18 protein-coding genes are annotated in these 15,807 nt (G+C 67.9%); 5 read left to right on the forward strand and 13 right to left on the reverse strand.

All coding sequences use genetic code 11. From position 1 onward, the window contains the following. The coding region (locus tag C447_RS10045; RefSeq protein WP_007693497.1) for an NUDIX hydrolase at positions 1 to 328 on the forward strand (328 nt) is incomplete at its 5' end. A gap of 230 nt (positions 329 to 558) precedes the next feature. Here C447_RS10045 and C447_RS10050 read toward each other — a convergent pair. The 7 genes from C447_RS10050 to C447_RS10080 all read right to left on the reverse strand — a co-directional run bounded on the left by C447_RS10050 (position 559) and on the right by C447_RS10080 (position 4,928). After that, positions 559 to 1,386 (reverse strand): hypothetical protein, encoded by an 828-nt coding sequence (locus C447_RS10050; RefSeq protein WP_007693500.1) that lies wholly within the window; start codon positions 1,384 to 1,386, stop codon positions 559 to 561. Positions 1,387 to 1,427: 41 nt separating this feature from the next. Continuing rightward, a complete protein-coding gene (locus C447_RS10055) occupies positions 1,428 to 1,634 on the reverse strand; it encodes a hypothetical protein (protein WP_007693503.1) in 207 nt (68 codons plus the stop codon). A gap of 58 nt (positions 1,635 to 1,692) precedes the next feature. After that, complete coding sequence (pyrI, locus tag C447_RS10060; protein WP_007693505.1) at positions 1,693 to 2,223, reverse strand: aspartate carbamoyltransferase regulatory subunit; 531 nt, start codon at positions 2,221 to 2,223, stop codon at positions 1,693 to 1,695. Next, positions 2,220 to 3,152: an aspartate carbamoyltransferase gene (pyrB, locus tag C447_RS10065; protein ID WP_007693507.1), complete on the reverse strand. Its 933-nt coding sequence runs from the start codon at positions 3,150 to 3,152 to the stop codon at positions 2,220 to 2,222. Before pyrB ends, pyrI begins: the two co-directional genes overlap by 4 nt. A 108-nt stretch (positions 3,153 to 3,260) precedes the next feature. Then, the gene (locus C447_RS10070) at positions 3,261 to 3,752 is read right to left on the reverse strand and encodes a hypothetical protein (protein ID WP_007693509.1); all 492 of its coding nucleotides are present in this window, start codon (positions 3,750 to 3,752) and stop codon (positions 3,261 to 3,263) included. Between the two features lie 67 nt (positions 3,753 to 3,819). Further along, the gene (locus C447_RS10075; protein WP_007693511.1) at positions 3,820 to 4,221 is read right to left on the reverse strand and encodes a YlbF family regulator; all 402 of its coding nucleotides are present in this window, start codon (positions 4,219 to 4,221) and stop codon (positions 3,820 to 3,822) included. 50 nt (positions 4,222 to 4,271) lie between these two features. Next, on the reverse strand, positions 4,272 to 4,928 hold the full coding sequence (locus C447_RS10080) for an alpha/beta hydrolase (protein ID WP_007693513.1): 657 nt from the start codon (positions 4,926 to 4,928) through the stop codon (positions 4,272 to 4,274). Positions 4,929 to 5,042: 114 nt separating this feature from the next. Between C447_RS10080 and dph2 the strand changes: the two genes are divergently transcribed. Beyond that, positions 5,043 to 6,077 (forward strand): diphthamide biosynthesis enzyme Dph2, encoded by a 1,035-nt coding sequence (dph2, locus tag C447_RS10085; RefSeq protein ID WP_007693516.1) that lies wholly within the window; start codon positions 5,043 to 5,045, stop codon positions 6,075 to 6,077. A 30-nt stretch (positions 6,078 to 6,107) separates the two neighbouring features. On the opposite strand, the gene C447_RS10090 is transcribed toward dph2, so the two are convergent. Continuing rightward, a complete protein-coding gene (locus C447_RS10090) occupies positions 6,108 to 6,860 on the reverse strand; it encodes a zinc ribbon domain-containing protein (RefSeq protein ID WP_007693518.1) in 753 nt (250 codons plus the stop codon). Positions 6,861 to 7,023: 163 nt separating this feature from the next. Here C447_RS10090 and C447_RS10095 point away from each other — a divergent pair, with 163 nt between their 5' ends. After that, positions 7,024 to 7,572 carry a GNAT family N-acetyltransferase gene (locus tag C447_RS10095; RefSeq protein ID WP_007693519.1) on the forward strand — a complete coding sequence of 183 codons (549 nt, stop codon included), beginning with the start codon at positions 7,024 to 7,026 and terminating at the stop codon, positions 7,570 to 7,572. 308 nt (positions 7,573 to 7,880) lie between these two features. Here the strand turns inward: C447_RS10095 and C447_RS10100 are convergent, their stop codons facing one another. After that, on the reverse strand, positions 7,881 to 8,717 hold the full coding sequence (locus C447_RS10100) for an aldo/keto reductase (protein ID WP_007693521.1): 837 nt from the start codon (positions 8,715 to 8,717) through the stop codon (positions 7,881 to 7,883). Between the two features lie 60 nt (positions 8,718 to 8,777). Further along, entirely contained in the window at positions 8,778 to 9,878 is a 1,101-nt protein-coding gene (locus C447_RS10105) for an NADH:flavin oxidoreductase/NADH oxidase (RefSeq protein WP_007693523.1), read from the reverse strand. Positions 9,879 to 10,053: 175 nt separating this feature from the next. On the opposite strand from C447_RS10105, the gene ggt reads away from it, so the two are divergent. Beyond that, a complete protein-coding gene (gene ggt / locus C447_RS10110; protein WP_152416145.1) occupies positions 10,054 to 11,934 on the forward strand; it encodes a gamma-glutamyltransferase in 1,881 nt (626 codons plus the stop codon). Between the two features lie 14 nt (positions 11,935 to 11,948). Here ggt and C447_RS10115 read toward each other — a convergent pair whose 3' ends face one another. Then, positions 11,949 to 12,893 carry an alpha/beta hydrolase gene (locus C447_RS10115; RefSeq protein WP_007693527.1) on the reverse strand — a complete coding sequence of 315 codons (945 nt, stop codon included), beginning with the start codon at positions 12,891 to 12,893 and terminating at the stop codon, positions 11,949 to 11,951. Between the two features lie 97 nt (positions 12,894 to 12,990). Between C447_RS10115 and C447_RS10120 the strand changes: the two genes are divergently transcribed. Continuing rightward, complete coding sequence (locus C447_RS10120) at positions 12,991 to 13,614, forward strand: METTL5 family protein (RefSeq protein WP_007693529.1); 624 nt, start codon at positions 12,991 to 12,993, stop codon at positions 13,612 to 13,614. A gap of 36 nt (positions 13,615 to 13,650) precedes the next feature. Here the strand turns inward: C447_RS10120 and C447_RS10125 are convergent, their stop codons facing one another. Both C447_RS10125 and C447_RS10130 read right to left on the reverse strand, forming a co-directional pair. Next, positions 13,651 to 13,935: a hypothetical protein gene (locus tag C447_RS10125; RefSeq protein ID WP_007693531.1), complete on the reverse strand. Its 285-nt coding sequence runs from the start codon at positions 13,933 to 13,935 to the stop codon at positions 13,651 to 13,653. A 90-nt stretch (positions 13,936 to 14,025) separates the two neighbouring features. After that, a complete protein-coding gene (locus C447_RS10130) occupies positions 14,026 to 15,726 on the reverse strand; it encodes a rhomboid family intramembrane serine protease (protein WP_007693534.1) in 1,701 nt (566 codons plus the stop codon). Between the last annotated feature and the right edge of the window lie 81 nt (positions 15,727 to 15,807).

Below are 15,807 nucleotides of genomic sequence, written 5' to 3' on the forward strand. Positions count from 1 at the left end.
GCACGAGGGCGTCGGGCTCTGGGTACTTCCCGGCGGCGGGGTCGACCCTGGCGAGAGCTTCCGCGAGACCGCCGAGCGCGAACTCGCCGAGGAGGCTGGCGTCGAGGCGCGGTACGAGGGGCTCGCGCTCACCACCCGGGTCGAGGTCCGGTGTGACGACCACGCGACCTGGGGCGTGCTCCCCATCTTCGCGGCCGCCGCCGAGACCACCGACCCCACCGTCTCGGACCCCGACGAGGAGATCTCGGCCGCCGAGTGGTTCGCCGACCTCCCCGCCGACACCCGCGACCGCCAGGACCTGCTCGCCTGGCGCGAGCACGCGCTGTGAGTTCTGAAAGCCCTCTATTCCACCCCGAAACCGACGTCAGCCGACCGGTTCGATCGAATGGGTACCGCTCGACAGTGTGAGACCCCACTCCCTCGAACCACGAATCCCCGGTCGACCTCGGTGGACCGCTCTCGGACGAAGTCACGGACTCCATCAGAACGGCGTGTAGACCTCCCGTACCGCCGACGCATCGTCCTCGGTCGCGAGCCTGGTCGTCCGGGCTTCACCGGTCATTCCGGACCGTAGACGTCGCCCTCGTTTCGTTCGGCGTTCATCCGTCGGACCGCCGCGCGGGCGTTGCTCGAATCGTAGCCGAAGAGGACGTCCTTCGCGTAGGCGTCGGCCACGTCGGCGGCGTGGATCAGGTCGTCGATCTCGATGTCGGGCGCGTAGAGTTCGACCGAGAAGGGGGTCGCGAGCGCGTCGAGGAAGCCGCTGGCGATGACCTCGACCCAGTAGGTCGTCGAGTAGGCCATGTCGTAGAGCGGCACGACGAACTCGTCGACGTACTCGGCGAGCGCGTCGAGGTCGATCCCCGAGCGCTCGACGAGGTGGCCGGGGTAGGGGTCGGGATGGACCGTGAGGTAGGTCCGCCCGGGGATCCGCTCGGTGGCCTCCGCGACGAACTCGGTGATCACGCTCTCACGCCACGCGAACCGGTCGTCGAACCCGCTCTCCTCGAACAGTCGGTTGCAGCGCTCGCAGAAACAGTACTCGGGTCGGGGAAAGCCCACGTCGTCGAGGCGGACGTCGCCGCTCACCGCGCCGGCATCCGCGATGGTTTCGAGCAGCCCCTCGCGGTAGCCGGGATGGGTGGGGCAGACGTACGACCAATCGAAGTAGCGCCGGTCGCGGGTGGCGGGTTCGCCCGCGTCGCTGACCGGCACCACGTCGGGGTTCGCGTTCGCGATGGCGTTGTCGGCGTGACACGAGACCATGCTCACCGCCTCGGCGACGGGTTCGTTGGTCCGGCCGCTCACCGACTTGACTTCGAGGAACTGGCGGTCGAACTCCGGCCACTCGACCTCCTCCGGGTTGCGTGTGACGACCCCGAACATAGGTGTCGTGGGTGGTCGAGGCTGGTAAGCGGTTCGTTCGACTACTTCAGGCCGGCGGCGACGACGACCAACCCGAGGAGGAGCCCGCCGACGAGCAGGACGCCGCCCCCGATCGCGTAGAGCTGGGTGGCGGTCCACTGGAGTTGCTCTCCGTAGCGCATGATCCCCGCCGAGACCAGAAGCGTGAGGCCGGACCCAACGAGCGTCGTCACGAAGTCGAAGCCGAACCGGTTGCCTGAGTTGGCCATGGACGACCCAACCTCGGGGCGGCCTTCGGGGTTGAGCAGGCTGACGCAGGCAGCCGTCTCAGACGGAGATGTGATCGGCGAGCTGTTCGCGGACGATGGTCTCACAGTAGGCACACCGCACGCCGTCGTCGAGCACCGCAAAGCGCGAGGCGACGGGTTCGCCCTCGGTGGAGATGCAGTTGCGGTTCGGACACGACAGCACGCCCTCGACGAACTCGGGCCGTTCGACCCGGTTCTTCTCGGCGACCGCGAACCCGCGGATGATGTTGATGCTCGCCGCGGGCGCGATCAGCGAGATCACGTCGACCTCGTCCTGGCTGAGTTCGCGCCCCTCGATCTTCACGACGTCCTTGCGACCCAGCCGGTCGGAGGGGACGTTCATCCCGACGCTCACGACCTCGTCGGTCGAGCTACCGATGCCGAGGATCGCGAGCACGTCGGGCGCGTGGCCGCCCGCGATGTGGTCGATCACGGTGCCGCTCTCGATCTTGCTGATCCGGAGTTCGTGGGGCGGGTGGCTACTGCCACCGTTTTCCGGCCGGTCGGCCTCGTGGTCGTCGCCCCGACCGCCGTCCGTGGGGTCGCTCACGACCGCCCTCCATCGAGGAGGAGGTCGAGCAGCGCCATCCGAACGGGCACCCCGTTGTGGGCCTGCTCGAAGTAGTGGGCGTGCTGGCTCCCGTCGACGTCCGGGGCGATCTCGTCGACCCGCGGCAGCGGGTGCATCAGGGTGAGGTCGTCGCGCGCGGCGTCGAGACCCGCGGCGTCGATCCGGTACTCGCCCGCGACCTGGCGGTACTCGTTCTCGTCGGGGAAGCGCTCGCGCTGGATCCGGGTGACGTAGAGCACGTCGAGTTCCGGGAGAACGGCATCGAGGTCGGTGTGTTCCTTGACGTTCGCACCCGCCTCGTGGAGGTCGTAGCGCACCGAGCGGGGAAGGCGAAGACTCTCCGGGCTGATGAAGTGCTGGCGGGCGTCGAACTTCGTGAGCGCGTAGGCCAGCGAGTGGACGGTCCGCCCGTACTTCAGGTCGCCCATGATCCCCACCGTGAGGTCCGAGAGGCCGTCGGTGTTCTCGCGCATCGTATAGAGGTCGAGGAGGGTCTGGGTGGGATGCTGGCCCGCGCCGTCGCCCGCGTTGATGAGCGGGACGTCGACGAACTCCGCGGCCATCGTCGCCGCACCCTCGCTCGGGTGCCGGAGCACCAGCGCGTCGGCATAGCCCTCGGTCACGCGCACCGTGTCGGCGAGGCTCTCGCCCTTGGCCGCGCTGGAGGACTCGACCGACCCCATCCCGAGCGCGTCGCCGCCGAGGCGCTTGATCGCGGACTCGAAGCTCATCCGCGTGCGCGTGCTCGGCTCGAAGAAGAGGAGGCCGAGCAGGGTCCCGGCGTGGCGCGCGGGGTCCGGCGGCGAGCGCTCGATCTCGGCCGCACGGTCACAGACCGTCTCGATGTCCGCGCGCGAGAGGTCCTTCGCGCTGACGACCTGGTCGGTGTCGCCGTCCGCGAGGCTCACGACCGACCACCGTCGCGCCGCTCGGGCTCTTCCATCGTTACCAGCAGTCGGTGGGCCGGACGACTTGTATCTATTGGGCTGACCCGCTCGGTGCCACTACGACCACTGCTAGGACGGTTCGACCGGAAGGTCGTGCCCTCGAAAGAGGGATTTGGCCTCCCCGAACTCCTCGCCTGTATAAGAGAGATATCGCGACGGTAACATCACGTACCGTCTTTTCACTGTACCTGCCTCGGAGTAGGAGACGACGAATCGCGGCCGTGTCACCGGCGAACCCTCGATCGGCTCGATGGCGACGACCGAATCGAGCGGAATTCGGTGGGCACTCGTGAACCCGCGGACGTAGTTGGAAAGTCGGCCGCCAACGAGCAGGACCAACAGCAAACCCAGCCCCACGAGCAGTGTCCGGCGCTCCAACGAAATGAGTACTACCGGGAGGTATCCCAAGACCAGTACCATCCCTACGAAGACGAGCGTGTTTCCTTCGTAGTACCGCCTGAACTGTCCGCGCCAACTCGACGTCAATCGTAGCTCGCCGGCCTCGTTATCGAGCACGCATCGGCCGCGCTTCGTTCGGAAGCTCGTCACCTCCTCGTCCATTCACAGTACCCGCACGCGGGTCCGATTTGTATCCTTCGGCGTCCAAAGACGCCTTGTGCTTTAAAAATCAGTCCTGACAGCAGCTCCCGATGCGGTCGCCGAAGTCCACGTCGAGGTCGGTCCCGATGGCGGTGTCGAGGCGTTCGAGCCTCGCGTCGAGTTCCTGCTGGGCCGCGAGATAATCGGCCATCTCGGGGAGGGCGTGGAGTTCCCGCTGGGCGTTCTTGAGGGTGTCGCGATCTTCTTCGGTGGCCTCGCCGACCTCTCGGGCCTGGACGAACGCGTCGCGGAGGCGCTCGAACTCCCGGACTTTCTCCTGGGCCTCCCGGCTCTCCTCGACGGCGGTCTTCGTCTCGACGTATCGTTCGTACTCGTCGGTCGCCGCGATCGCCGCGCCGAGCTCCTCGGCGACGGCTTCCGGGGTCCGCGCGGGGTCGACGCCGGTCTCGACGTCGGGTTCGGTGCTCATCGTTCGATCACGGGCCGTCCGTCGCTTCAATCTGGCGGTGGCGGGGGTGACTAGCTCATCCTGGTCTCGACCCACGCCACGATATCGGCCAGTTCGTCCCGCCCGATCCCGTGGGCGGACTCGTACTGGTTGGATTCGACGTCGGCCCCCAGCTCCCGGAGGCGCTCGGCGGCGGCCTCGGCGCGCTCGGTGGGGATCACCTGGTCCATCGTCCCCGACCCGACGAACACGGGTTTACCCTCGATGGCCTCCGGCTCCATGTCGGCGTGTGAATCCGCGAGGTAGCCGTGGAGCGCCACCACCCACGCGAACCGCTCGGGCTGTTCACAGAGGAGCGCCAGGCTCGTGATCGAGCCCTGACTGAAACCGAGTAATCCGATTCGGTCGGGGTCGAGGCCGTAGGTCTCGACCGCGGCATCGATGCTTTCGGAGACCAAATCGAGGCTCCGCCGGAACTCCTCCCGGTTCGGCTGGCTTCGATGGAGGTCGCCGTCGGGCATCTCGAGTTCGTACCAGGTGTACCCACCCATCAGTCGGTCGGGCGCGCGGAGGCTGACGACGGCGAGTTCGTCGGGGAGGTGCTGGGCGACGGGCAGCAGGTCCTGTTCGTCGGCCCCGCGGCCGTGGAGGACGAACACCGCGGGTGCGGGACCGTTGGTGGGGTGGTCGGGTTCGGCGTGGACGTGTTCGAGCGGGAGGTCTGCCATAGCGGGTGTAGACGGGCAGGCGGTTTCAATCCCCGAGTGACGTCGACGTCACGGCCCGACGGATCTGCCCGTCGAAACACCGAGATTAAACGTCACGACGACCAATCCAGTCCAATGAGTCACACCGAGCCATCGGAGGGCGACCTCACCCGAACCGGGATGTCGCTCAAACACGACCGTGAGTGGGACTACGAACTCGATCGGATCGTCGAGGCCGTCGCGGAGCGTGACGCGAAGAAGGTCGGCCTCCAGTTCCCCGAGGGACTGAAGCGCCGCGGCCCCGCCGTCACCGACGACCTCCGGGACCTCCTCCCGGACGACGTGCGCGTGATGCTCTCGGGCCAGCCGTGCTATGGAGCCTGCGACCTCGACACCTTCCTGATGCGCCGGACCGACGTCTTCGTCCACTTCGGCCACTCCCCGATGAAGGAGTCGGACAAGATCATCTACGTCCCGCTCTTCTCGAACGTCGACGTCGAGCCGATCATGACGGACGCGCTCGACGAACTTCCCGACGAGGACGTCGGCCTCGTCACCACCGCCCAGCACATGAACAAGTTCGAGGAGATGCGCGAGTGGCTCGAAGCCCGCGACTTCACCGTGCACACCCGCCGCGGCGACGACCGCCTGACCCACGAGGGCCAGGTGCTCGGCTGTAACTACGCCTCGGCGGACATCGACGCCGACCAGATCCTCTACGTCGGCGGCGGGAAGTTCCACCCGCTGGGGCTGGCGATGGAACATCCCGAGAAGAAGGTCGTCATCGCCGACCCGGTGAACAACGCCGTCTCGGTCGCGGATACAGAGAAGTTCCTGAAACAGCGCTACGGCGCGGTCCACCGTGCGATGGACGCCGAGAAGTGGGGCGTGATCTTCTGTACCAAGATCGGGCAGGGCCGCTGGGACCAGGCCGAACAGATCGTCGAGGAGAACGAGAACGCCTACCTCATCACGATGGACGAGGTCACGCCCGATAGGCTGCGCAACTTCGACATGGACGCGTTCGTCAACACCGGCTGTCCGCGGATCACCACCGACGACGGCCCGCGCTTCCACAAGCCGATGCTCACGCCCGGCGAGTACGAGATCGCCGTCGGCAACGAACCGCTCGAAAACCTCGAATTCGATACGTTCCACGGCACCTGGTAGCGCTCGAATCGACCGACGGACGACCGCCGGTCAGTGCTCGATCGCCGGCTCCCGTGATGCCCGTCGGTCGGGTTCGGTCGTCCGTTCGACTTTCAGCGGTCGTTCACACGACGGACAGGTCCGGTCGTTCGGTGAGACCTGCGACTCGCATCGTTCACAGAACACCACCCCGTTCCGTATCTCGTAGTGATACTCGGTCTCGGTCTCGGTCTCGTTTTCGTCCTCGGGGCTGTCGACAGTTACGTGAATTCCACGTGTTCGGAGGGCCGTCCGCGCCGCCCGAACGTCGTCGTCAGTGAGGAGCGTGAGGGTGGTTTCGGTTGCCGTACCGTCCGTCGCCGAGAATCCCCTGGCGGAGAGCCACCGTCGGACCCGGACATCCAGTCGAGCGAGACGACCGGCCCTGTCGTGTGTGACCCGTAGCTCTCGGCCGGTTTCGTCGAGCGCGACACGCTCGATGGTCGAGAGTTCGATCCGCGTACTCCGGGTCCGCTTCCACAATCGGTGGAGCGGATCGAGCGCGACGAGGGCGAGCGAGAGCGCCGCCACCGTCCCGATCGTCGTATCGAGCATCGCCGAAGCCTGATAGATCGCGAACAGGAGTGGTAACAGGAACCCGAGCAGTTTCCCGACCGCGACGAGCTGCCGCTTGCGCCCACCGTCGTGCCATCGCGTCCGCTGGCCGCGGAGGAACTTCCGTGGCGAGCGCTCGATCCGGAGCGCGTCGTCGCCGACCGATGCGCTCCCATCGATGGTTCGAAACGATCCCCAGCCGCCGTCCATAGATCCATTAGTATCCAGTAACAATTAAATTTAGCGCTCGGTTGTATGATTCGTTCGTTCGTTCGCTGGTCGACGTGATCGCCAGGTTCCCGCCCACTCAGCACACCGGACCCCGGCTCCCTTCGGGCGAAAACGTATTGCGGCGGTCGTGCTCGGTATCTCAATGCCCGGCGCACGCGTCGCGAGCGGCGACCGAGTCACGCTGCGAACCCAGGAATCCGAGGACGTCCCGTTCCTCCAGCGTGCGGCCGCGAACCCCGAACTCCGATACCCGCTCGGTAACTCGCCCAGGAATCGCGAGCAGTTCGAGATCCCCGACGAAGACGACGGCACGAACCGGTTCCTCGTCTGCCTCAACGGCGACGACGCGGGGCCGGGGTCACCGGACGAGGACGACGTCCAGCGGATCGGCGGGATGACGGTCAGGGACGCCGACTGGCGACGTCCCGAACTCGGTTACTGGTTGATTCCCGAGGTACACGGCGAGGGCTACGCGACGGAGATGCTCTCCCTGGCGATCGACTACGTGTTTCGGACCTACGACCATCCCGCGGTGGGTGCGGGCGTCTACGCGTTCAACGAGTCCTCCCGGGGGCTGTTGGAGTCGCTCGGTTTCGAGCAGGAAGGACGGATCCGCCGCGACCGATTCATCGACGGCGAGTACGTCGACAACGTTCGCTACGGGCTGCTTCGAGAGGACTGGCGCGAGTGAACCGAATGATCTGTTTTCTTACTGAGCTACGAAATTCACGGGGTGATGACCACCGATCTGCCTACGGCGAATCGCGACGCAACTGAGAGACCGCACAGCACCGCCCCGCAACCGCCACATGCCTCCCCAGCCGACTGCGCTCCTCGCTCGCGTCGCTCCGCTCGCTCTCTGCGGTGCTCATCCCTCGCACGCCGATTCGCGGTCGCGGGTTCACCTTCGTTCACCCACGACCGCGAGCGCGCGCCACCGCACTCGGGTCATGGGTGAGTTCGGGAAAAAGTCGATGAGGTCGGGGTCCGTCGGTCGTCTCAGTTCTCGATCGTCTCGATCTCCTCGTCGGTGAGGTCGATATCCGCGGCGGCGACGTTCTCTTCGAGGTGGTCGATGCTGCTCGTTCCCGGGATCGGGAGCATCACGGGCGAGTGCTGGAGCAGCCACGCCAGTCCCACCTGATACTCCGTCGCGTCGTGGTCGTCGGCCACCTCGTCGAGGCCGTCGAGGTCACCCGAACCGAGCGGGGCCCACGGGATGAAGCCGATGTCGTTCTCCTCGCAGTATTCGAGCACCTCCTCGTCCTCACGGTCGCCGATGTTGTACTGGTTCTGGACGGTGGCGATCTCGACCACGTCGCGGGCCTCCTCGATCTGCTCGACGGAGGCGTTCGAGACGCCGACGTGTTTGACCTTGCCCTCGTCCTTGAAGTCCGCGAACGTCCCGATGGCGTCGGCGTAGTCCACGTCGGGGTCCGGACGGTGGTACTGATAGAGGTCGATCTGGTCGACCTTGAGTCGGTCGAGGCTCCCGAGGATGGCGTTCCGGAGGTAGCCCGGCTGCCCGCACTTCGGCCACGAGCCGTCGCGGTCGTCACGCCAGAGGCCACCCTTGGTCGCCACGAAGACGTCCTCGTAGGGCGCGAGCGCCTCGCCGATCAGGCGTTCGGAGACCGCGGGTCCGTACGAATCGGCGGTGTCGATGAAGTCCACCCCGAGGTCGGTCGCGCGGTGGAGGACGTCCCTCGCCTCCTCCTCGTCCTCCGGCGGCCCGATGATGTCCTCGCCGGTGAGTCGCATCGCGCCGAAGCCGAGCCGGTGGACGGTGTCCTCGCCGCCGATGTCGAACGTATCGCTCTGGTTGTTCGTTGCCACGTCCCTTTCGATGGCCGTAACACAATAGCGTCTTTCGGCACCGGCAGTCGAGACGCGAGGTCAGAACCCGCGGAGGTACTGGTCCGGCACCGGGGCCTCCTCGGACTGGTCGAGCGCGTCGGCGGCGTGGAGCGAGAAGTAGGGGTCCCGGAGGTGTTCACGCGCGAGGATCGCGAGGTCCGCGCGGTCGTTTCGGACCACCGCGTCGGCCTGCTCGGCGGTCTCGATCCCGCCGACCGCCCCGATCGCGATGGCGCTCTCCTTCCGCTCGGTGATGTGCTCGGCGTAGGGAACCTGATAGTTCGGGCCCGAGTGCGGGACTTCCTGGGCCGGGTCGGCCCCGCCGGCGCTCACGTCGAGCAGGTCCGCGCCGGCCTCGAAGAGCACGTCCGCGAGCCGCGCCGACTGGTCGGGGTCCCACGACTCCTGCCCCTCGATCCAGTCGGTCGCCGAGATCCGAACGAAGACGGGTTTGTCCTCGGGCCAGACCTCCCGCACTGCCTCGGTGACCTCCCGAACCAGGCGCGCGCGGTTCTCGAAGCTCCCCCCGTAGTCGTCCTCGCGGTGGTTCGTCACGGGCGAGAGGAACTCGTGGAGGAGGTAGCCGTGGGCCGCGTGGACCTCCGCGACCTCGAAGCCGGCGTCGAGCGCGCGCTCGGCGCTCTCGCGGAAGGACTCGATCACGCCCTCGATGTCGTCCTGGTCGGCCTTTTTGAGCGGCGGGGAGTCCTGGTCGCCGTAGTCCCACGCGTAGTCGCTCGGCGCGAGCACCTCCCAGCCGCCCTCGTCGGGCTGGAGCGGGTCGTGACCCTCCCACGGTCGGCTCGTCGCGGCCTTCCGACCGGCGTGGGCGAGCTGGATCGCCGGGACCGACCCCTGGTCGGCGATGAACTCGGCGGTCGGGGCGAGCGCCTCCCCGTGTTCGTCGCTCCAGATGCCGAGGTCCTCGGGCGAGATCCGTCCGCGAGGCTCGACGGCGGTGGCTTCGGTCATCACGATGCCGGCCCCGCCGACCGCGCGACTCCCGAGGTGGACGAGATGCCAGTTCGAGGCCATCCCGTCACGGTCCTCACACGAGTACTGACACATCGGCGAGACCATCACCCGATTCCGGGCTTCGGTTTCGCGCAACGAGAGCGGCGTAAACAGGTCCTCTGTCATCGCCGTGAGTACTCGCCGACCGCGAAAAACGGTGACGAAACCGGTGGAAATCCAGGCTGTTCTGGGGTACCGGTAATCCAGCCGCGAGAACCGTTGGCCCGCCGTCGTCACGACGGTTCGAGGAGACCGATCGCACGGTGGGATTTAAGACGACAGCCCGAGACGTTCGTACGGTATGTCACAACACAGCGATGACGAAACATGGACGGCGGCGGATTCACCCGTGAACGAACCGGAGGAGGGCGGGGAAGATCGGGAACTGGAGACCAGAGCGGGAAGCGACCGCCGAACGTTTCTGAAGGGATCCGCCGTCGCGCTCGGGGCGGGGGCGCTGTCGGTGAGCGCCGGTCGCGCGTCCGCGTGGGACGACGAACGCGAGCGGATCGACCGGGTCGATACGGCCACCAGCAGCGACGGGATGGTCGCCGCGAGCGACCCGCGAGCGGTCACGGCCGGCACCGACGTGCTCGACGCGGGCGGCAACGCGGTCGACGCGGCGGTCGCGGTCCAGTTCGCGCTCAACGCCGTCCAGCCACACACCTCGGGCCTCGGCGGTGGCGGTTTCATGGTGGTCTACGACGCCGAGGAGGACGAGCTCTACGCGATCGACAACCGCGAACGCGCGCCCTTCGGCGCGACACCCGACATGTTCCTCGACGATGGCGAACCCATCCCGTTCGAGACGCGCATCACGCTCGGCCAGGCGGTCGGGGTTCCCGGGACGTTCAAGGCGTGCGACGTCGCGCTGAAGCGCTTCGGCACCCACGAGGTCGAGGAGCTGATCCAGCCCGCCATCGACCTCGCCAACGGAGCCCGGGTCGACGACTACCTCGCTCGCACGATCGAGGAGGAACACGGGAAGTTCAACGACGCCGCCCGCGCGGTGTTCGCACCCGGCGGCGAACCGCTCGGCGTCGGCGACGAACTCGTCCAGCCCGACCTCGCGTCGACGTTCGAGACGGTCGCCGAGGAGGGCGTCGGGGCCGTCTACAAGGGGGAGGTCGGCGAGGCGCTCGCCGAGACCGTCCAGGAGAACGGCGGGAGCATGACCCCCGCCGACCTCGGGGCGTACAACGTCACGATCGACATCCCGGAGTACGTCGAGTACGGCGACGTCACGGTGCGAACCCAGCCGCTGCCGAGCTCCGGCGGGCTGACGATCGCGGGGATCCTCGCGCTGCTCGAACCGCTGGACCTCGGCCAGTACGACCGCCAGTCGATCGAGGTCTACCAGCGGCTCGCCGAAGTCTTCAAACTCGCCTACGCCGACCGCGGCGAGTACATGGGCGACAAGCAGTTCGTGGACGCCCCGTGGCAGGGGCTGCTGGACCCGGACTACCTCGACGAACGCCGCGGGATGATCAGCTACGAGCGGGCGACGACCGGGACACAGGAGCCCGGCGACCCGTGGAGCTATCAGCCCGGGTCGCCCTACGCGATCGACCCGCTCACTCCCGACGACGTGGGCGCGATTCAGGACGCACCGCGCCCGTCGATAGCGAACCCGCTCGGCAGCACGACCCACTTCACCACCGCCGACGCGGAGGGAAACTTGGTCTCGTGGACGAGCACCATCGAACAGCTGTTCGGGAGCGGGCTGATGGTACCCGACTACGGGTTCATGCTCAACAACGAGCTCACCGACTTCGACGCCCAGCCCGGCGGGCCGAACGAGGTCCAGCCGTTGAAACGCCCGCTCAGTTCGACGAGCCCCACCATCGTCTTCCGCGACGGCGAGCCGTTCCTCACCGTCGGGTCGCCCGGCGGCACGACCATCATCACGACCGTCGCGGAAGTGATCTTGAACCTCGTGGAGTTCGACATGGACCTCGCAGAGGCGGTCGCCGAACCGCGCTTCTACGGCAACTCCGGTCCGACGGTCTACCCCGAAGCCTCCGTTCCCGAAGGGATACAGAGCGGGCTTCGCGAGCGGGGATACGACGTCTCACCCTTCACGACGCTCGGCAACGTCATGGCGATCCAGATCGATCAGCAGACGGGCGAGTACACCGGGGCGGCGGACTTCCGGAACGGCGGGGTTGCGTACGGTCCCTGAAGCCACACGTCGAGTTACGCCTCGAATGAGTCCCGGAGCCCGTCGGCGACCACCTCGATCGCGTCGCGGCTCCGGTCGACGACGTCGGTCATGCTGATGAAGCCGTGGATCATCCCCTCGAAGTGCTCGTGGTCGACCGCCACACCCGCTTCGCGGAGGCGGTCGGCGTAGGCATAGCCCTCGTCGCGGAGCGGGTCGAACCCGCCGGTGATGAGCGTCGCCGGCGGGAGACCCGAGAGGTCGCGGGCGAGCAGCGGTGCGGCGTACTCGTTGCGGGCGTCGGTCGCGCGCGGGATGTAGCGCTCGTAGAACCACGCCATGTCGTCGCGTTCGAGGAAGTAGCCCTCGCCGTTCTCCGCGTAGGAGTCGAACTCGTGGAGCGGGGGCGAAGCGACCGCCGGGTAGACCAGTGATTGATGACACAGGTCGGGGCCGTCTCGGTCGCGCGCCATGAGGGTGACGGCGGCGGTGAGGTTGCCGCCGGCGCTGTCGCCGCCGACCGCGATCCGGTCGGGGTCGCCGCCGATCTCGGGCGCGAACTCGGCGGCCCACTCGGTGGTGGCATAGCAGTCCTCGACCGCCGCCGGGAACGGGTGTTCGGGCGCGAGCCGGTAGTCCACCGAGAGCACGAGGCAGTCGGCCTCGTTGGCGATCCCGCGACACACCGCGTCGTGAGTGTCGAGACTTCCGATGACCCAGCCGCCGCCGTGGAAAGTCACGAACACCGGGAGCGGGCCGTCGGCAGCCTCGGGGGCGTAGAGCCGCACCGGGAGCGAGCCCGCCGGACCCTGGATATTGAAGTTTCGAACCTCGCCGACGGGTTCGGGGTCCGCCGCGGAGAACAGCTCTTCGAGCTGGGCGCGTGCGGTGCCGACCGAGACGCCGTAGGTCGGCGGCGCGCGCTGTTCGTCCAGGGTATCGAGCAGGGCACGGACTTGTGGGTCGAGTTCCGAGGACATCGTTCGTTTCGAACGGCGACCAGCGACTTAATCCCCGGCGACGGCCCACGGCGGATCTCCAAACGCTTTCCTCGTCGCGGTCGGTAGGTCGTACTCGATGAGCTCCGTGAGCGCGCTGGCCCAGCAACTCGCCGTGGTCGCCGGCTTCGAGAACCCGCGGGTCTCGCTCGAACAGTACCGGACCCCGCCGGAGCTGGCCGCCCGCCTCGTCCACGACGCCGACCTCCAAGGCGACATCGAGGACCGGCTGGTGGTCGACCTCGGTACGGGAACGGGAATGCTCGCGCTCGCGGCCGCGCTCCGGGGCCCGACGGGCGTCGTCGGGCTCGACATCGACCGCGACCCGCTCCGGACCGCGGTCGAGAACCGCCGTCGGGTCGGCACCGCGGCGGACGTCTCGTGGGTCCGGGCCGACGCCACCGACGCGCCGCTCGCCCCGTCCGACCGTACGACCGTCGTGATGAACCCGCCGTTCGGCGCACAGGACGACAACGCCCACGCCGACCGCGCGTTCCTCGCGGCCGCCGCCCGCCTCGGCGAGGTGTCCTACTCGGTCCACAACGCCGGCAGTCAGGAGTTCGTCGAGTCGTTCGCCGCCGACAACGGCGGGAGGGTCACCCGGAAGTTCCGCGCCGAGCTCGACCTCCCGAACCGGTTCGCGTTCCACGACGAGGAGACGCGCACCATCGACGCCGAGCTGTTCCGTATCGAGTGGGACTGAACGGACGTTTCGGTTCGCCGCTCTCGCGTCGAGGGGTCAGCGGTCGTACAGCAGGTCGAGCGCACACCGGAGCTGATCGCCCCGGTCGGCGTCGGTTTCGAGGACCTCGCTCGACCAGTCGCCACCGTCGTACTCGAGCGCGGAGACCGTCCGCCCGGTCAGGAGGACCAGCCGTTTCGTCGCGTCCGGTTCTCGGGACGAGCGCCCGTCGAGCGGAGCCGTCCCGAGCGAGATAACCGACTCGACGTCGGGCCGGGCGCGTATCCGGTCGACGTCCGGCCGTTCGAGCGGTCTGGCGGGGATCGAGGTGCGGTCGTACACGGTCGTTCCTCTCAATAGAGTCAGACCGTTCTATCCCTTTGGGTTGCCTGCGCAACGAGTACAGGTCGGTAACGGGTTCGAGACGATATCTCACCGATACGTTTCGCGGCTGGCCACCCGCACCCTCGTTCCGTCGGCGGCGACGAACAGGTCGCCGCCGGTCCGGTTGAAGCGCAGGCCGCCCGCGCTGGCCGTCGTCCCGTTCGCGGGAAGTTTCACGCGGTCGACGGTCTCGTTCGCACGGGAGACCACGACTCCGAAACCCGCGCGGCGCGGGACGACGGAGACGTTCCGATTCTCGACCGTGGCGTCGGCGGTGGCTGGACCCGAGAGATAGGCGAATCGGCTCCCGTTACCCTGCCCGAATCGGACTTTGTAGGCGTGGCCACCGCCGATGGCCTTCCAGCCGGTTCGGGAGACGTGGACCGACTCCCGCCAGCCGAGGCCGCCGACGCCGACCGTTGCACAGCCGGCGAAGGCGAGCCGCGATTCCTCGACCCCGGTGGTCCAGAGGCTCCGCTGCCCGCTCTCGACTATCACCCCGCTCGCGTTCACCGTCGTCGACTCGCCGAACGCCGACACGTCGACCACCGAGACCACCCGGTTCGTGACGTTCTCGGCGTAGTATATCGTGTAATCCCGGACGTGGATCCGGTCCATCGTGCCGACGGCGGACCCGTCGTCCTGGGCGAGCGCCGTCCCGGTCGCGGCGGTCGTCGTGAGGTTCACGGGGACCGCGGGTGCGGCGAGCACCGCGAGCGCGAGCAGGAGCACCATCGTCGCCCCCGCACGGCGTTCGATGCCGACGACTCGACGAACGCGCCGGACACCCCGGACCCGACCGGGGGTCGCGACGCTCGCCGCGACGAGGAAGGCGAGCGCGAACACCAGCGCCACCCCGAGCGCTCGAAAGAGGACGAACTGGCCGTTCCCCCGGAACCAGTAGACCGCCCAGAGCGACTGCCCGATGGCGAACACCAGCGTGCCGAGCCAGAGCCGCCCCGCCGACGGCAGCCGTTCGCGCCGGTAGAACACCGCGATCCCGACGACGACCCCCGTCAGCAACCCGAGGGCGTGGGCCTGTATCGCGACCGTCGCCCACCACGGGAGGCCGTAGCCGCCACCGCTCGCGCCCGCCTCGACCACCGGGTTCCGGAGCGCGACGTAGACCTGCTGGATCACCCCGCTCGCCGCGAACGCCACCACGGTGGCGAGCGGGTACCGAACCAGCGTGAACCCCGCGAACGCGAACACCACCCCCGAGAAGCCGATGATCGGGCCGACCGAGAAGACCGCCGTGAACAGCCCCACCGCGACCACGGCGGCGGGCACCGCGAGGATTCGAGCGAGGGGACGTTCTAGCCGCGAGTCGTGGGAATGGGCGCTCGCCACGGCCGAGCCTCGACCACGGTCGCGCGTCGGCGGGTAGTGGCCCCACGCGTACTCCGCGAGCGGCGCGAGCGCGAGCGTGCCGACGAGGTTGCCCACGAGGTGGCTCGGCCCGACGTGGGCGAACGGCGCGACGACCATCCCCAGCGGGTAGCGATACGACCACGCACGGAACGGGAGCGAGACGGGGTTCCCCCACGACGTGAGGCCACCCTGAACGACCAGATAGACCGCGAGGACGAATCCAACAGTCAAAAACGACCCCCACGGCAGACCGTAGACGAACCGGGCGCGGAGGTGCTCGCCCCAGCGCTCGTCGTCGAGACGCGCGATAGCGACCACCGACCCCACGACCGCGAGCACCAGGACGACCCGTGCGAGCACCGCCCACGGCGAGGTCATACCGACGAGTCGACAGCGAGGGGTTTCACTCTGTCGCGCCGGGAGTCGTCAGGTTGAAGCGCGCGACGACGAAGAGTCCCT

Source organism: Halococcus hamelinensis 100A6, from assembly GCF_000336675.1.
GTDB classification, from domain to species: Archaea; Halobacteriota; Halobacteria; order Halobacteriales; family Halococcaceae; genus Halococcus; species Halococcus hamelinensis.

What these genes read in the sequence shown, in the direction of transcription:
- C447_RS10075 (WP_007693511.1), bottom strand. Translation starts at nt 4,221, where the DNA reads ATGAGCACCGAACCCGACGTCGAGACCGGCGTCGACCCCGCGCGGACC.
- C447_RS10115 (WP_007693527.1), bottom strand. Translation starts at nt 12,893, where the DNA reads ATGTCCTCGGAACTCGACCCACAAGTCCGTGCCCTGCTCGATACCCTG.
- C447_RS10080 (WP_007693513.1), bottom strand. Translation starts at nt 4,928, where the DNA reads ATGGCAGACCTCCCGCTCGAACACGTCCACGCCGAACCCGACCACCCC.
- C447_RS10105 (WP_007693523.1), bottom strand. Translation starts at nt 9,878, where the DNA reads ATGACAGAGGACCTGTTTACGCCGCTCTCGTTGCGCGAAACCGAAGCC.
- C447_RS10055 (WP_007693503.1), bottom strand. Translation starts at nt 1,634, where the DNA reads ATGGCCAACTCAGGCAACCGGTTCGGCTTCGACTTCGTGACGACGCTC.
- C447_RS10130 (WP_007693534.1), bottom strand. Translation starts at nt 15,726, where the DNA reads ATGACCTCGCCGTGGGCGGTGCTCGCACGGGTCGTCCTGGTGCTCGCG.
- C447_RS10070 (WP_007693509.1), bottom strand. Translation starts at nt 3,752, where the DNA reads ATGGACGAGGAGGTGACGAGCTTCCGAACGAAGCGCGGCCGATGCGTG.
- C447_RS10090 (WP_007693518.1), bottom strand. Translation starts at nt 6,860, where the DNA reads ATGGACGGCGGCTGGGGATCGTTTCGAACCATCGATGGGAGCGCATCG.
- C447_RS10120 (WP_007693529.1), top strand. Translation starts at nt 12,991, where the DNA reads ATGAGCTCCGTGAGCGCGCTGGCCCAGCAACTCGCCGTGGTCGCCGGC.
- C447_RS10095 (WP_007693519.1), top strand. Translation starts at nt 7,024, where the DNA reads ATGCCCGGCGCACGCGTCGCGAGCGGCGACCGAGTCACGCTGCGAACC.
- C447_RS10050 (WP_007693500.1), bottom strand. Translation starts at nt 1,386, where the DNA reads ATGTTCGGGGTCGTCACACGCAACCCGGAGGAGGTCGAGTGGCCGGAG.
- dph2 (WP_007693516.1), top strand. Translation starts at nt 5,043, where the DNA reads ATGAGTCACACCGAGCCATCGGAGGGCGACCTCACCCGAACCGGGATG.
- ggt (WP_152416145.1), top strand. Translation starts at nt 10,054, where the DNA reads ATGTCACAACACAGCGATGACGAAACATGGACGGCGGCGGATTCACCC.